We start from the raw sequence: 13,904 nt of genomic DNA, 5'->3' as shown, positions 1-13,904 counted from the left end.
CGTGGAGGGCATGAGCGCTCCCTGTGCTCATCGCTTGTGAGCTTGCACGAGAGTGCGGGACGTAGCGCTCCAAGCAGTGGTGGCGAGGACCGCGCCGAGAATGCCGATACCGACGAGGACGAGAGCCACGGCGGGAAGGCCGATAGCGGCGCCGAGAACACCGGCGAGGGGGTACGTGATGAGGAAGCAGGCGTGGGACAGGGAGAACTGCGCGGCGAACACCGCGGCCCGATTCTCTTCCGTGCTGCCTCGCCGCAGCAGCCTGGCGGAGGGGGTGAGGATCGTGGAGGTTGCCGCCCCCATCAGCGCCCACACGCTCAGCAGCCCGACCCACTGGGGCGTGCCATCGGTCCAGGCGAGCACCCCGGCTCCGGCCAGGAGAAGGACGGGCAGGGCGATGCCGCCGGTGAGCATGACTCGCCGGTCCGAGACGGCTTCCAAGAGCTTGGGCATGGTCAGGGCCACGATCATGGAGCCGCCTCCGTAGGCGGCGAGCAGGAGCGCAGCATCGGACTGGGTGCGGCCCAGATCGCCCAGGACGAGGACAGTGGTGTTGACGATCACCATCGCCGTGGTCGTCGCCACGACGAGGTTCAGCGCCATCAGGCCCTGCAGCTCCCGGCTGGCCCAGAACGCACGGGCGCCGCGGGTGAGGCGATCGAAGAACGGCGCCGGAGCGGGAGCCTCGAAGCGAGGAAAGCGGGAGACAAGCACCAGGGTCGCAGAGGCAAGGAACCCGACCACGGTGCCAGCGAAGAGATTGTGGAAGCTGACGACCGTCAGTAAGGCGGCGGCGAGCATCGGGCTCACCAGCGACTCCAAGTCGTAGGCGAGCCGCGACAGCGACAGGGCACGTGTGTACTGTCCCTCGTCCGGGAGCACGGACGGGATCACGGCCTGAAACGCGGGCGTGAACGTCGCCGATGCGGACTGCAACAGGAAGATCAGCACATAGATCTGCCACACCTCGGTCACGAACGGCAGCGAGAGCGCGACCCCAGCCCGGATGAGATCGGTCCCGATGAGTAGTGGCTTTCTCTTGAGACGGGTGGTGAGTGCCGTCGTGAGGGGGGAGACGGCGACGTAGGCCACCATCTTGATCGTCATCGCCACACCCATCACCACGCCGGCGTCGCCGCCGGCGATTTCGAAGGCGAGCAGTCCGAGCGCGACGGTGAGCAGGCCCGTGCCCAGCAGCGCGATGACCTGCGCGCTGAACAGTTTCGCGTAGGTGGGATTGCGCAGGACAGCAAGCATGAGACGAGGCCTAACGAACGAGAGTTTGTGCGACGAACGGGCTACTACTGCCGGGGTGCGTGGTGGTGGGGCGGGATCTGCCCGTTCGCGACCGCGTGCTCGGCCTGCTTGATCGCCTCGACCACCAGGGCGACCGCGTGTTCGTCGGTGAGGCGGTAGAGCACGCTCGTGCCCTCCTGCCGGGTCGTGACCATCCGCGCCATCCGTAGTCGGGCCAGATGCTGCGACACCCCCGAGGGCTTCTTCCCGACCAGTTCCGCCAGCGCGTTCACCGGCAACTCGTCGGCCTGGCGCAGGGCCAGCACGATCCTGATCCGCGTCGGATCGGACAACAGTCCCAAGACCTCCGCGGCGAGATCGACGTATTCCGACGCGGGATCCATGCCGCACATCTGCTTATCTGCATCCATACGCAGATACTAACAGCGGCGTATGGGTGAGGGAACCCTGCCGTCGTGTGCTGGACGAGGCCCGGCAGCTGCGCCAGCAGCAGCCAGGATGAACGGTGCGGGTACGGGATTGTGCACCTGGCCGGCATGAGACGACATGCGAATCTCCCTGAGCCGGTGCCGGTGTCGATGCGCACCGTGATCCTCGATATCCACGCCGACGGGTCGATGACCGTGATGATCGACGGCACCGTGTATCCGCCCGACGACGACCAGCGGCCGTGGTCGCGGGCCGCGTTCCCGCAGATCATCGACCACGCCAGCCAGGAGCGTGCGGTGCCGGTGCGGGTGGAGGTGCACGAGGCCGACGGCACGAGCTTCACCGAACTCGTCGCCGCACAACCACGCCGCGCCGACCCTGCACCCGAGCCGGCCCCAAAGACGAGACGGCCCAAGGCGGTGCCGGCGCTGATCGAGGTCACCGGGGAGGGGTTCGTCGCCGGGGAGGACATCGCCTGCACCGTGCTCGTCTCCGACACCGACGCGGCCGGCGACGGCACTGCACGGGGGCTGCTCGATCCGCGACGGGTCGGGGATGCCGGAGAGGTGCTGCTGGTCGGGCGCGTCTCCGGCACGGTCGTGGCGCGCAGGCTGCGATGAGCGTCCCGCAGGGCCGCCAGAGCGGCAGCTTCGGCGACGAGCTGACCAACGCCGCGATGATCGGGCTGGTCGGACTGTTCGGCCTCGCCCTGATCCTGCGCGGCGCCGGATCGGTGGCCGCGTTCCTCACCGGCACCGACCAGCCCGCCGCTGGGCCCGCCTCCGGCATCTCGGTGCTGTTCCGGCCCGGTGATCCTGCCGCCGCGCTCGACGCGCCAGGGATGAGCGCGGTCGCCTACTGGGCCGTGACCGTCGTGCTGCTGGCCGGGCTGGTCGCCGGCGGCTGCTGGGTGTGGACGCGGCTGCGCCGTCACGCCCGCAAGACCGAGGTCGACCCGCACACAACCGCCGGAGTCGCGACCCGCCACGAGGTGGCCACGGTCGCCTCACCTACGGCGCTGCTCACCCGCGCCGGGAACTTGCGACCCTCTCTCTCCAAGCCGACCCCGGCGGATGTCGGCTACCGACTCGGGATGTGCCGGGGCCGGGAGGTGTGGGCCAGCGTCGAGGACTCGATCCTGCTCATCGGACCACCCCGCTCCGGCAAGGGCCTGCACGTGGTAATCCCCGCGATCCTCGACGCGCCGGGGGCGGTGATCGCCACCAGCACCCGCCCGGACAACCTCACCGCGACCCTGCGCGCGAGAGAGAAGCACGGCCCGGTCGCAGTGTTCGACCCCCAGCACCTGGCCGAGGGCGTCCCGGCGGGGATGCGCTGGTCGCCCGTGCGTGGCTGCGCCGACCCTCTCACCGCGATGATCCGCGCTACCGGCCTCGCCTCGGCCACCGGCCTGTCTGCCGGCGGGGTGGAGTCTGGCGGATTCTGGGAAGGCAAGACGAGGACTGCGCTGCAGGCTCTGCTGCACGCCGCTGCTCTTGATGGGCGTTCCCCGGCGGAGCTGTTCCGCTGGACCCTGGACCCCTCGGCTGCGGCGGAGGCCGTCGCGATCCTCACCAACAGCCCGGACGCGGCCACGGGGTGGGCGGACTCGCTGGAATCCATGATCGACGCCGACCCCAGGACCCGCGATTCGATCTGGCAGGGCGTCTCTCTGGCCCTCGGTGCTCTCGCTGACCCGCGGGTGCTCGATGCCGTCAGCCCCGGCCCCGGGGAGGAGTTCGACCCCGAAGCGTTCATCCGTGATCGGGGCACCCTGTTCCTCCTCGCGACCGGTGCTGGAGCCGGAGCCTCCGCAGCACTGGTCGCCGCGTTGGTGGAGGATCTCGTGGAGACCGCCCGGCGGATCGCGGCACGCTCACCCGGAGCCCGTCTCGACCCGCCACTGCTGCTGGCGTTGGATGAGATCGGCAACCTCGCCCCGCTGCCGTCGTTGCCGACGCTGATGGCCGAGGGCGGTGGCACCGGAATCACCTGTTTGCCCGTGCTCCAGTCTCTCGCGCAGGCGCGCGACAAGTGGTCGGAGAACCAGGCCGGCGCGATCTGGGACGCCTCCATCGTGAAGATTCTTCTCGGCGGGGCTTCGAACAGCAAAGACCTTCAAGACCTGTCCACGTTGATCGGTGAACGTGATGAGTACACCGACTCGATCACCCTCGGTGATCACGGCACTCGCCAGAACCAGCGCTCCGTGCGCAGGGTCGCGATCTTCCCGCCCGACCGGTTGCGGACCCTCCCGTTCGGCACCGCGGTGACCCTGCTGCGTGCGGCCCCGCCGATCGTCACCGATCTGCGCGCCTGGCCCGCTCGCGCCGACGCCGACCAGCTCAAGACCGACCGGGCCGAGATCGAGGCGCTGCTGCGCCGCCCCGACCCGCCTCGGTAGGTCCGGGACAGCTCGTGTGCACCTGCCTGTCACGACGGCCGCCACGACAGGTGGCCGCATCAGGAAGACAGGAGCAGCACGATGGCCGAGCACGAGAACCCAGGAACCGGCCCCGAGACCCAGCCCGAGCAGGGCGCGGATGTCCGCGAGTCCTTCAAGGGACGCATCAAGTCCGAGCCGACGCTGGGCACCACTCAGAAGGGCAAAGCGGCGTTCTACGCGAAGGTCGAGCAGCGTCATTGGGACTACGAGGACGACGGCACCTACACCCGTCTGCCGAACACCTACCACGACCTCGTCGCCTACAAGGGCGTCGCCGTGCGCGCCTACAAGCAACTCGCCAAGAACGACTTCTTCATCGCCGAGGGGCGCATGGAGGACTACCAGTCCAAGAGCACCGGCGAGACGAAGCAGCGGTTCGTCGCGACCGCGCTCGGTCACGACATGGCCCGCACCACCTACGAGGTCGACCGCACCCCGCGCCGCGAACAGGCCCAGCGACCCACCGTCGAACGTGACGCAGCCCAGCAGTCCGCCGGTTCCGGTGTTCCCGAGCAGCCGGAACGGCAGGTGGCGCAGCAGCAGACGCCTGCCGCGTTCGCCGCGCCCGAGTACCGGCCCGACCGGCAGTCGCCGGACATGGGCCTGTGAGCACCGAGGAGTCCCGATCATGACCGACGACCGCGACCACGAGACCCCCGGTGAGCCCGCCGTGGAGGAGCTGCCCGAGGACGAGCTCGACCTCGACGACGAGGGGATGCTCGAAGACGAGGACGAGGAGGACCCCGGCCCGCCGCACCCAGTGAACTGGTACCTGCTGCGCGCCGACGAACTCGAAAAGGAGTGGTACGCCCTGAACCGGTGGGTCGAGACGACACGCCGCACCTACGGGCTGCCCGCCAGCGTCATCCCACCGTTCTGGCACCGCCACGACGAACTCGTCTGGGAGCTCTCAGCGCTGCATCTGCACTGGCTGTGTGCCTACCACCCCGAGCAGAACGGCAGTGCCCCGTTCGGGTGGCATCGCGACTTCGCCGACGCCCGCGCCAGGCTGCGCGAATGGGTCGCCGCCTCCGGTACCCGCCTGGACCGCGACCGGCCAACCAGGCAGACGACCTGGCCCGGCGAGGACCCCGCCGACCCGGTCGAGGACGTGTTCGTCGCCGACCGCGATGCCGACTTCGTCGAGTACGTCGCCGCACGAGTCGCCGAACGCCGCGCCGCCGAGGACGCCTTCTTCGCAGGCGCCGATCCGCGCACCGGGGAACTGCGATGAGTACCGCAGCTCAGCAGACGAGCGCCGAGCTCTCGCGGCTCCAGGAGCTGGGGCGAGAGCTCGGCGCGTCGTTCCTACCGCCGACTGACCGTCAGGGCGCAGCGGTCAGGACGATTCTGGTCGCCTCCATTGATATGTCTCGGGAACCGAGAACCGAGGAGTGATCTTGATCCGTGCCGGATCAAAGCGGCCGCCCATGGTCTTGGCCTTCTCGATCCGGATGTCGAGCAGCATCTTGAGCATGCGGCGCTTCTCGACCAGGTCGAGAGCTTCCCATGCGGCATCCAGATCCTTCGTCTGGATCAGTGCGAGGAGTTGCCTGTCGGCGACCGGGGGAACGGCGGCTTTCGCGGCACGTTCGATCTCGGGCTTGAGGCGTTCCTCGACATCGGCCAGCATCGTCATGCTGATCCGGCCCTGTGCATACTCGCCCGCTGCGTCGGCGAGGCGCCTGCGCAGTGCTGCGACATGGTCCTGGGCTTCGCGGACCCGCTCGTTCCAGTTGTCGTCCGGGCCCAGAATGACCGCTAGGCTCTCAGGCTTGGACAGCCAACCAAGTAGTGCGCCGGTGACGTAAGCGTCCGTGTAGGGAATGTCGATACTGACCTTCCGGCACCCCACTTTCCCGCAGATGTAGTTGTCTCGAGGCATCCCAGTCCGCTTGCGATCCACGGCACCATGAATGCGCACCAAGGGGTGCGAACAGAAGCCGCACCTGGCAATGAATGACAGCAGCCACCTGGGGTGACTATGGTTGCCTTCCTCCACGTACCGAGTACGGCGAGCCCGGTCCGCAAGGATCTGGTTGACCTTCTCCCACTTTTCGACCGGAACGATCGCCGGCCAGTCCGCTTCACCGATGACCTCGCCCTGATACATGCGCAGGCCCGCAATCGTTGGACTCTTGATGAGTTGGCGCAGGGTTGAGCTCATCCAACCTCGCGACTGGTCGGACGTCGGCTTCATCGGGGTCGGCACCCCCGCGCGATTCAGGCGAGTCACGATGTTGTTGATCGAGACCCCGTCCAGAATCTCATCGACGGCCGTGATGATGATCGAGGCCTTTCCCGGGTCGATCTCCTGACGAACCAGCGCACGCGTCTGCTCGTCATACACCCTGCGGTACCCGTAGGGGAGCCGACCGTGTGGGCGACCCTTCTGCGCGTTGAGCCGCACAGTGCGCAGCTGCCGGTCCCGGATCACCGCGGCGTCCTTCTCCGCAGTGAGGAACTCCAGCCCCATCATGAAGCTGTCGTCATGGCGGGAAAAGTCATAGACCCGGCCCTTCGTCAGGTAGAGCACACCGGCTTCCTGACAAGCCGCACGCAGTTGCACGTACGCCAGTAGCTCACGTCCGGCGCGGGAGGGCTCCCACGTCACGAACGCGTCATACTTCTTGGAGGCGATCAGGTGGAGAGCCTCCTCGAACCCCTCACGCTCGCGGGTGCGCCACTTCGATGCAGATCGATTGGCATCGGTGATGACCCTGCCGACATTCCACGTCTGCTGCGCGCACCAGGCGCGGCAGTCCGTCTCCTGATCGTCGGTCGAGCGCATGAGGTAGTGACGATCCATCGAGGCTCGCGTGTATATGAGAGCCTTGATCTCGGAAGCCGGTGGTCGGGTGGGTAGTCGAGTCTCCATGACAGACAGGTGCTCCTCTTGCATCTGCCATCTAGCTGCTGGGTGAGCCTACCAACGATGTCGACGCCGATATGCTCGCCGCCATGGAGGATGTCCTGGACTCCTGGCCGGGCACGCTGCTGGTGGTATCCCACGACCGGTACCTCCTGGAGCGCGTCACCGACCAGCAGTACGCGATTCTTGGCGGCCGACTTCGGCACGTGCCCGGCGGTGTGGATGAGTATCTGCGGTTGCGAGACGCGCAGGCAAGCGGCGGTACCGCGGCTCCGTCAGGAAACTCCTCGACCGCTTCCGCTCCATCGGCCACCAAGGCCTCCGGGCCAACTGGTGCTGAGCGTCGGGCAGCGCAGAAGGAGATCCAAGCGATCGAGCGAAAATTGGAGAAACTCGGCGACCAGATCCAATCGCACCACGTCTCGATGGCCGAACACGACCAGTCGGACTTTGAGGGACTGGGAAAGCTCACCGAAGAACTCGGCGCGCTCAACCGGCAACAAGAAGAGCTAGAGGAACGCTGGCTGGAGCTGTCTGAGCTGGCGGGCTAAACCGACTTATCCGGCTTTTCCAGCTAATTTTCGTCGGCGTCAACGACGACGAAAGTCATAGCTGAAGTCTAAGAGCGCCGCTGAGGCGAAACCAGGGTCGCCTTCGTCGTGCGCAGGCCACATTCGGCCACACCGCTGACCAGGTGGAAGTCACCAAGGCGTTGGCGTACAACCAGGGCTTCTATAACCTTTTCCTGGCCATCGCCGTATTCCTCGGGACCATTTTCATGACAGCTGGACAGACCGCGATCGGAGCGACTCTGGTGTTCACTGGTGCCGGATCCATGGTCGCGGCAGCTCTGGTGTTGCTGCTGTCCAACCGCACGATGGCCTCCGCAGCCCCCAAACAGGGCGCGATACCGGCGCTGGGCATCATCGCGCTGGCGCTCGGACTCGCGTTTTGACACCCACCATCCCTAGATCGCTGGAGTCAGGAATTCCTCGCGGACGAGAGCGGCGCCGGCGCTGAGGGCGTTGAGCTTGCCCCGGGCGACCTCGCGGGAGAGCGGTGCCATTCCGCAGTTGGTCGACGGGTAGAGCTTGTCGGCGTCGACGAAGCGCAGGGCATTTCTGAGCACGTCGGCGACTTCTTCAGGTGTTTCGACCTCGTTGGTGGCGACGTCGATCGCACCCACCATCACCTTCTTGCCTCGGATCAGCTCGATGAGATCCATCGGCACCCGGGAGTGTTGGCACTCCAACGAAACGATGTCGAGACTTGAGCGCTGCAGGAGCGGGAAGAACCGCTCGTACTGCAGCCATGCTGAGCCCAGGGTCTTCTTCCACTCGATATTCGCTTCGATGCCGTAGCCGTAACAGATGTGCACCGCCGTCTCGCAGCGCAGACCCTCCACGGCGCGCTCCAGAGCGGCGACGCCCCAGTCGTTGACCTCATCGAAGAACACATTGAACGCTGGCTCGTCGAACTGGACGATGTCGACGCCGGCAGCTTCGAGTTCTTTGGCTTCCTGATTCAGGATGCCGGCAAACTCCCAGGCCAGTTTCTCGCGGCTGCCGTAGTAGCTGTCGTACAGCGTGTCGATCATCGTCATGGGCCCGGGGAGCGCCCACTTAAGTTGACGGTCTGTGTGCTGGCGGGCGAAGGCGGCGTCCTCGACGAACACCGGCTTCTCGCGGGACACCGCACCGACCACGGTGGGGACGCTGGCATCGTAGCGGTCGCGGATGCGCACAGTCTGCCGGGTCTCAAAGTCGACCCCGTCCAGGTGCTCGATGAAGGTGGTGACGAAATGCTGGCGGGTCTGTTCGCCGTCGCTGACCAGGTCGATGCCCGCGGATTCTTGTTCGTGCAGGGACAGGCGCAGGGCGTCACGCTTGCTTTCGAGCAGTTCGTCATCCTGCCATCGCCAGGCCGACCAGAGCTGGCCTGGTTCGGCCAACCAACTTGGCTTCGGTAGGCTGCCGGCGGTGGAGGTGGGCAATAGAGAATTCATGGCGATCAACCTTGTCTCGCGACGGCACGCTGCCCGCGATCGGCGGTCCAACGTTCCAGAACGGGTTTGTAGGGTTCGATGAAGTGCTTTTGGGTGAAGAGTCCTTGGCGCTGAGCCAGCTGACTGCGCTCACGGCGGTCGTATTCGATCTGGGTGAACGAGCAGTCCGGGTTCTCCAGGCTCGGTTGAAAGTGCGCACCCGCGGGCGAATTCGCGTTGTAGATCTCCGGGCGGTAAATCTTCTGGAACGACTCCATGGCGCTGACCACGCTGATCAACTCAAGGTTGGTGTAGTCCGTGAGTAAACCTTCGCCTGCATAGAAGGCCAAGGGAGCCACGCTGCCGGTGGGCATGAAGTAGCGCGCCTGGAGCCCCATGCGGTTGAAATACTGGTCCGTCAGCGAGTCGTCATCGTGGAGGTACTCCACACCCAGAATCGGGTGAACGTTGGTGGTGCGCCGGTAGGTTTTGCTGGTGGAGACGCTGAGACAGATCACCGGTGGCTTGGCGAACGCCTCGCGGTAAGTATCCGAGTCGATGACGAACTTGAACAACTCTCCGTGGAGGAGACCGAAGTCCTCCGGAACCTCCCGTCGTTCGGTATTGATGTTGTAGGCGGGAAGGCGCACGCTGAAGTCGTAGTCGCGGACATAGGACGACAGGCTGTTCCCGGTGACGCCGGCGATGCGTTGCTGGGTGTGATGATCCACGATGGTGGTCTGCAGCAGCTCGATCGCCGGGAACGTCTTGCCCTGACCATCCACGTCAATGTCGATGGTGACGATCTCGATCTCCAATGTGTACCTGTCGCCGGTCGGGTTGTCCCAGTTCGCCAGGTGGTTGAAGCGGGAATTGATCATCTGCAGGGTGTTGCGCATGTTCTGCTGACGGTGTTCACCGCGCGCCAAATTCGCGAAGTTCGTGGTCAGTCGGGTGCCCTCGGCGGGGCGATAGTCCTCGTCGAAGGGAATCCTGCTGATGGTCAGTGTGAAGTCGTGGCTCATGGTGATTTGTCGCCCTCATTCCGGAGTCTGCGACTCGTCGGTCGGACCGTGTGGGTGGTGGAATGTGGCAAGCCTAAGCGTCGCCCTATCCCGCCTGGCAACTAGGACGGTCACACATCCTTGGGGCGCGTAAAGTACGGGCACTCATCGATCAATGCCGGATTCTCTCGCCCATGCCGACGTCACGAATTGACGGGTGGAGCGGCGTCTTGCTAGACGCGACGTCACTCCAAGGGGACGCGGCGAGCACCCGCTCCGGTATCGCCGAGCTCGTCGTCGGGATTGAGCAGCGTGCACGCTTTCATGGACAGGCAACCGCAACCGATGCAGCCGGTGAGTTCCTTCTCGAGACGTTCGATGCCCTGGCGACGTTGCTCCAGCACGCGTTTCCAGCGCCGTGATGCTTTTTGCCAGTCTTCGTGGCTCGGGGTCCCCGTGAGCGGGACGTCGGCGAAGGCTTCCTGCAGATCCGACAGGGGAATGCCGAGCCGCTTGGCCACGGAGACTAGCGCGACGCGACGCAGCATGTGCCGCGGGAAACGGCGTTGATTTCCGGCGGTGCGGAATGAAGTGATGAGACCCATACGCTCGTAGTAGTGCAGCGCGGAGACGGCAACTCCGGTGCGCTTGCTCATGTCCCCGACGGTCATCAGCTCGTCGGGGTGGTGGTCGATCGTTGATAGTTCAGTAGCGTCGTCTGCCTGTTGTGACACCTTGCATACCTTCCGGGCTTTGACCTCAACCATACTTGAGGTTCTACAGTGTGGGTAGTCGTTCTTTCTCCCTGGAGGTCCCGTCTCGTGACGTATGTGATTGCTCTGCCGTGTGTGGATGTGAAGGATCGGGCGTGTATTGATGAGTGCCCGGTGGATTGCATTTATGAGGGTGAGCGGATGCTGTATATCCACCCGGATGAGTGTGTGGATTGTGGTGCCTGTGAGCCGGTGTGCCCGGTGGAGGCGATCTACTATGAGGATGATCTTCCTGAGGAGTGGGAAGATTACTATGGTGCCAATGTGGAGTTCTTCTCGGATTTGGGGTCGCCGGGTGGTGCGGCGAAGATGGGCGTGATTCCCAAGGATCATCCGCTCATTACCGCACTGCCCCCACAGGGAGAGTACGCATGAGCCGCCCTGTCGAGGCGAAGGTCGACGTCTTGACCGCTTTCAAGAACGCCTTCCGTGAGCATCCGGCCGGTATTGCGCTCATCACTGCGGCCACACCGGATGGACCAGTCGGCCTCACCGCCTCCAGCGTGGCCTCGGTGAGTGTGGATCCGCTCGCGCTGTCGTTCTCGGTCACCCGGGCGACGGGTAGCGCCGGTGCCATCATCCGCAGCAACAGTTACCTGGTGCACCTGCTGGACCACCGACATCAGGACATTGCTCAGCACTTCAGCGTTACCGGCGGCGAGCGTTTTACCGCTGAGCAAGGATGGACCGTGCTGGATACAGGAGAGCCGTATCTGCCGGGCGTGCGAGCGGCACTGCGCTGTCGCACTCTTCAGCAGGTGCCGGTGGGGTCCTCGACCCTGGTGGCTGCGGAGGTCCTAGAGATTGTGTCCGGTGAGAGCGCGGATCCGATGGTGTATCACGACCGGACCTTCACCCGACTTTCACGTCCCGGTACCTGAGGGCTCCGAGTCCCCGAGCCCGACCAGTTGGCGCGGGGTGTGCCAGAGAAGGTCGGCGAGCGCCTCCCGCCCTAGTCCCCACCGGTTGATGACCTGGAGCTGGTGCGCATAGGGGTAGGGGATGTTCGGGAAATCCGTGCCGAGCACGATCCGATCGGCAATGGCGGCGATGTGGTCCGGGAAATCGGTCGGCAGCGGAGCGATCGACTCCATGTAGTCGGTGCCCACCATCGTGGTGTCCAAGTGCACGTTCGGGTAGTGGCGGACCAAATCGAAAAATGATGCGTAGTCTGGCAGTCCGGCGTGGGCGATCACCAGTGTTAGTTCCGGATGCCGTTGGAGCAGCTCCTGCACCGGTTCCACACCGGTGAACCGGCCGCGGTTCGGCCCGTGGCCGCAGTGGATGACCACCGGGGTACCCCGCTTTTCGAGATGCTGCCACACAGGGTCGAGCAGTGGGTCTACCGGCGAGAAGTCGCCGACCTGTATATGGACCTTGAACAGTCGTGCGCCGTCCTCCAACGCTTGCTCCACCACCTCGACGACCTCGGGCTCCGGGAAGAAGGTGGCTGAGTGGATGGCTTCGGGATGCTCTGCTGCGAAACGGGTGGAATAGTCGTTCAGCCAGGCTGCCATTCCCCTTCGGTGGGCGTAATTAAGGGTGCCGAAGTGCTTTACCCCGATGCCGCGCAGGGTACGCACCCGTTCAGCTTCGTCGGTGCGGTAGGTGATGGACCACGGAGGGACTCCAGGGCGATCCACGGCGTCAAAGAACTGCCACACCTTTCGCAGCACATTGTCGGGCATGAAGTGAACATGGAGGTCGGCAATGCCCGGAATATTTAGCGACTCAAGCCACGCTGGGACTTGCTGATCCGAGGCGGGTTCCATGATGGAGGCTCCTTCACCGGTGGTCGTGCGATACAGTGCGAAAGCACCCCTGGATGATCCACAGGAGACCCTGCTTCATGACACTGAACACCACTCTAACCACACTTGATGGTTTCACTCTCGCGGTGCAACAGGACGGCCCGGGCGACGGTCCGACGCTGCTGCTGCTTCCCGGGCAGGCGAATTCGCACCGATGGTGGAACGGGCTACGGGAGCGGTTCCACGACCGGTTCCGCACCGTGACCTTCGACTATCGCGGTACGGGCGAGAGCCGTGGTGAGATCGGGCCGTGGACCACCCGCAGTTTCGCCGACGACGCGCGGGCCGTGCTCGATCATGTGGGTGCCGATCAGGCTGTTGTCTACGGAACGTCCATGGGCGGGCGGATCGCTCAGTTCCTGGCAGCCCGGGAGCCGGCGAGGGTGAGCGCATTGCTTCTGGCCTGCACCACGCCCGGCGGCGAGCATGCGGTGGAGCGCAGCAATGAGCTGCGGGCCCGGCTCGGTCGCGCCGATGCTGCCACGCGGTTGCAGATGCTTTTCGAGTTGTTCTACACCCCGGCCTGGGGCGGGACACCGGAGTCGAGCACGCTTCTGGGGGATGCGAGCATGACGGGACCGGAACGCGCGGCACACCTGAAAGTCAGCGACCTGCACGACGCCTGGGAGGTGCTACCGGAGATCACGGCGCCTACCCTGGTGCTGCACGGCACCGACGACGAGATGGCGCCGGTGGTCAACGCCGAACGTATCGCGGGCCGGATCCCCGGAGCGCAGCTACGCCTTTGGGCGGGTACCCGGCACGGACTCTTCTCCGAGCGGGCCGACGAGGTGACCGCCGAAATTCTCCGGTTCCTGGACTCTGAACATAGCTGAACCGAACCGACCAGCGTCAGGATTCTGCCGGAGGGAACGCCCAGATCAGGGCATCAGCCCAGGTGCCGTGCCACCAAGCGGCGTCGTAACCGCCCGCGAATTCCAGGTAGACGGTGTCAGCGCCACGCAGTGTGAGTACCTGGTTCAGCCACCGGTTGCCCAGGATCTACCAGACGCGCGCCGGCGGCGGGCCGAACTCCCACATGCCGCACTCTTGGTAGAGCCGGAGCTGGTCCAGTACGGTTTCTTTGCCGTCGAGAAACTCTTGGATCAGCACGGGAACCGGCTTCGTGCCCACCAGATCACCCTCTGTCTGGTCGCGATGGGCGTACCAGCATGAGGGAGACTGCATGATCGCCACCCCGAAGGACTCTGGGTGGTGCAGGGCGGTGAAGTCGGTGTTTGCCGCGAGTTCCGGATGGCGCAGATTCAGTGGGTCGACGAGGATCACCACACCATCCCGGATCATGTCCGACTGTCTCAGTGCATCAC

Annotated in this window: 16 protein-coding genes and 1 pseudogene; 9 read left to right on the top strand and 8 right to left on the bottom strand. The window is 65.1% G+C overall.

The annotated features are described in order from the left end of the window. Positions 1-27 precede the first annotated feature (27 nt). Positions 28-1,257, bottom strand: a complete 1,230-nt coding sequence (locus O1A05_RS14325; protein WP_006213377.1) for an MFS transporter — start codon at positions 1,255-1,257, stop codon at positions 28-30. A gap of 44 nt (positions 1,258-1,301) precedes the next feature. Next, the gene (locus tag O1A05_RS14320; RefSeq protein WP_197464170.1) at positions 1,302-1,667 is read right to left on the bottom strand and encodes an ArsR/SmtB family transcription factor; all 366 of its coding nucleotides are present in this window, start codon (positions 1,665-1,667) and stop codon (positions 1,302-1,304) included. A 126-nt stretch (positions 1,668-1,793) separates the two neighbouring features. Between O1A05_RS14320 and O1A05_RS14315 the strand changes: the two genes are divergently transcribed. From O1A05_RS14315 to O1A05_RS14300, 4 genes are all read left to right on the top strand, one after another. Further along, entirely contained in the window at positions 1,794-2,306 is a 513-nt protein-coding gene (locus O1A05_RS14315) for a hypothetical protein (protein ID WP_040560327.1), read from the top strand. Beyond that, positions 2,303-4,090 carry a type IV secretory system conjugative DNA transfer family protein gene (locus tag O1A05_RS14310; RefSeq protein ID WP_063249311.1) on the top strand — a complete coding sequence of 596 codons (1,788 nt, stop codon included), beginning with the start codon at positions 2,303-2,305 and terminating at the stop codon, positions 4,088-4,090. The genes O1A05_RS14315 and O1A05_RS14310 overlap by 4 nt, the downstream gene beginning before the upstream one ends. Before the next feature lie 81 nt (positions 4,091-4,171). Then, positions 4,172-4,741, top strand: coding sequence for a single-stranded DNA-binding protein (locus O1A05_RS14305; protein ID WP_006213381.1), 570 nt, complete (start codon positions 4,172-4,174; stop codon positions 4,739-4,741). 19 nt (positions 4,742-4,760) lie between these two features. Further along, on the top strand, positions 4,761-5,366 hold the full coding sequence (locus O1A05_RS14300; RefSeq protein ID WP_006213382.1) for a hypothetical protein: 606 nt from the start codon (positions 4,761-4,763) through the stop codon (positions 5,364-5,366). Positions 5,367-5,471: 105 nt separating this feature from the next. On the opposite strand, the gene O1A05_RS14295 is transcribed toward O1A05_RS14300, so the two are convergent. Then, entirely contained in the window at positions 5,472-7,010 is a 1,539-nt protein-coding gene (locus O1A05_RS14295; protein WP_006213383.1) for a recombinase family protein, read from the bottom strand. 35 nt (positions 7,011-7,045) lie between these two features. On the opposite strand from O1A05_RS14295, the pseudogene O1A05_RS14290 reads away from it, so the two are divergent. Both O1A05_RS14290 and O1A05_RS14285 read left to right on the top strand, forming a co-directional pair. Beyond that, positions 7,046-7,555, top strand: a pseudogene (locus tag O1A05_RS14290) (ABC transporter ATP-binding protein); the annotation flags it as partial. A gap of 143 nt (positions 7,556-7,698) precedes the next feature. Then, on the top strand, positions 7,699-7,959 hold the full coding sequence (locus tag O1A05_RS14285) for a DUF1304 family protein (protein ID WP_270105881.1): 261 nt from the start codon (positions 7,699-7,701) through the stop codon (positions 7,957-7,959). Between the two features lie 12 nt (positions 7,960-7,971). Here O1A05_RS14285 and O1A05_RS14280 read toward each other — a convergent pair whose 3' ends face one another. The 3 genes from O1A05_RS14280 to soxR form a co-directional block, all read right to left on the bottom strand. Continuing rightward, positions 7,972-9,009, bottom strand: a complete 1,038-nt coding sequence (locus tag O1A05_RS14280) for a methionine synthase (protein ID WP_270105880.1) — start codon at positions 9,007-9,009, stop codon at positions 7,972-7,974. A gap of 5 nt (positions 9,010-9,014) precedes the next feature. Further along, positions 9,015-10,013 (bottom strand): putative oxygenase MesX, encoded by a 999-nt coding sequence (locus tag O1A05_RS14275; RefSeq protein WP_270105879.1) that lies wholly within the window; start codon positions 10,011-10,013, stop codon positions 9,015-9,017. Between the two features lie 224 nt (positions 10,014-10,237). Further along, on the bottom strand, positions 10,238-10,663 hold the full coding sequence (gene soxR, locus O1A05_RS14270) for a redox-sensitive transcriptional activator SoxR (protein ID WP_270107604.1): 426 nt from the start codon (positions 10,661-10,663) through the stop codon (positions 10,238-10,240). A 150-nt stretch (positions 10,664-10,813) separates the two neighbouring features. Here soxR and fdxA point away from each other — a divergent pair, with 150 nt between their 5' ends. After that, positions 10,814-11,140: a ferredoxin gene (fdxA, locus tag O1A05_RS14265; RefSeq protein WP_270105878.1), complete on the top strand. Its 327-nt coding sequence runs from the start codon at positions 10,814-10,816 to the stop codon at positions 11,138-11,140. Next, positions 11,137-11,646, top strand: coding sequence for a flavin reductase family protein (locus O1A05_RS14260; protein ID WP_270105877.1), 510 nt, complete (start codon positions 11,137-11,139; stop codon positions 11,644-11,646). Before fdxA ends, O1A05_RS14260 begins: the two co-directional genes overlap by 4 nt. Here the strand turns inward: O1A05_RS14260 and O1A05_RS14255 are convergent. Beyond that, entirely contained in the window at positions 11,629-12,537 is a 909-nt protein-coding gene (locus O1A05_RS14255; RefSeq protein WP_270105876.1) for an amidohydrolase family protein, read from the bottom strand. The two genes, O1A05_RS14260 and O1A05_RS14255, sit on opposite strands and share 18 nt — an antisense overlap. A 77-nt stretch (positions 12,538-12,614) precedes the next feature. Here O1A05_RS14255 and O1A05_RS14250 point away from each other — a divergent pair, with 77 nt between their 5' ends. Then, the gene (locus O1A05_RS14250; RefSeq protein ID WP_270105875.1) at positions 12,615-13,412 is read left to right on the top strand and encodes an alpha/beta fold hydrolase; all 798 of its coding nucleotides are present in this window, start codon (positions 12,615-12,617) and stop codon (positions 13,410-13,412) included. A gap of 166 nt (positions 13,413-13,578) precedes the next feature. Here the strand turns inward: O1A05_RS14250 and O1A05_RS14245 are convergent, their stop codons facing one another. Next, a complete protein-coding gene (locus O1A05_RS14245; protein WP_270105874.1) occupies positions 13,579-13,881 on the bottom strand; it encodes a hypothetical protein in 303 nt (100 codons plus the stop codon). Positions 13,882-13,904 lie beyond the last annotated feature (23 nt).

The sequence above is a fragment of the Citricoccus sp. NR2 genome, assembly GCF_027594385.1.
GTDB lineage: Bacteria > Actinomycetota > Actinomycetes > Actinomycetales > Micrococcaceae > CmP2.
This window is presented reverse-complemented; position numbering and strand designations above follow the sequence as displayed.

Bases quoted from the DNA above. Each gene is read 5' to 3' on its own strand.
- O1A05_RS14310 (WP_063249311.1), top strand. From the start codon at position 2,303: ATGAGCGTCCCGCAGGGCCGCCAGAGCGGCAGCTTCGGCGACGAGCTG.
- O1A05_RS14300 (WP_006213382.1), top strand. From the start codon at position 4,761: ATGACCGACGACCGCGACCACGAGACCCCCGGTGAGCCCGCCGTGGAG.
- soxR (WP_270107604.1), bottom strand. From the start codon at position 10,663: ATGACCGTCGGGGACATGAGCAAGCGCACCGGAGTTGCCGTCTCCGCG.
- O1A05_RS14295 (WP_006213383.1), bottom strand. From the start codon at position 7,010: ATGGAGACTCGACTACCCACCCGACCACCGGCTTCCGAGATCAAGGCT.
- O1A05_RS14250 (WP_270105875.1), top strand. From the start codon at position 12,615: ATGACACTGAACACCACTCTAACCACACTTGATGGTTTCACTCTCGCG.
- O1A05_RS14325 (WP_006213377.1), bottom strand. From the start codon at position 1,257: ATGCTTGCTGTCCTGCGCAATCCCACCTACGCGAAACTGTTCAGCGCG.
- O1A05_RS14315 (WP_040560327.1), top strand. From the start codon at position 1,794: ATGAGACGACATGCGAATCTCCCTGAGCCGGTGCCGGTGTCGATGCGC.
- O1A05_RS14305 (WP_006213381.1), top strand. From the start codon at position 4,172: ATGGCCGAGCACGAGAACCCAGGAACCGGCCCCGAGACCCAGCCCGAG.
- O1A05_RS14245 (WP_270105874.1), bottom strand. From the start codon at position 13,881: ATGATCCGGGATGGTGTGGTGATCCTCGTCGACCCACTGAATCTGCGC.
- O1A05_RS14255 (WP_270105876.1), bottom strand. From the start codon at position 12,537: ATGGAACCCGCCTCGGATCAGCAAGTCCCAGCGTGGCTTGAGTCGCTA.
- O1A05_RS14320 (WP_197464170.1), bottom strand. From the start codon at position 1,667: ATGGATGCAGATAAGCAGATGTGCGGCATGGATCCCGCGTCGGAATAC.
- O1A05_RS14275 (WP_270105879.1), bottom strand. From the start codon at position 10,013: ATGAGCCACGACTTCACACTGACCATCAGCAGGATTCCCTTCGACGAG.
- O1A05_RS14280 (WP_270105880.1), bottom strand. From the start codon at position 9,009: ATGAATTCTCTATTGCCCACCTCCACCGCCGGCAGCCTACCGAAGCCA.
- O1A05_RS14260 (WP_270105877.1), top strand. From the start codon at position 11,137: ATGAGCCGCCCTGTCGAGGCGAAGGTCGACGTCTTGACCGCTTTCAAG.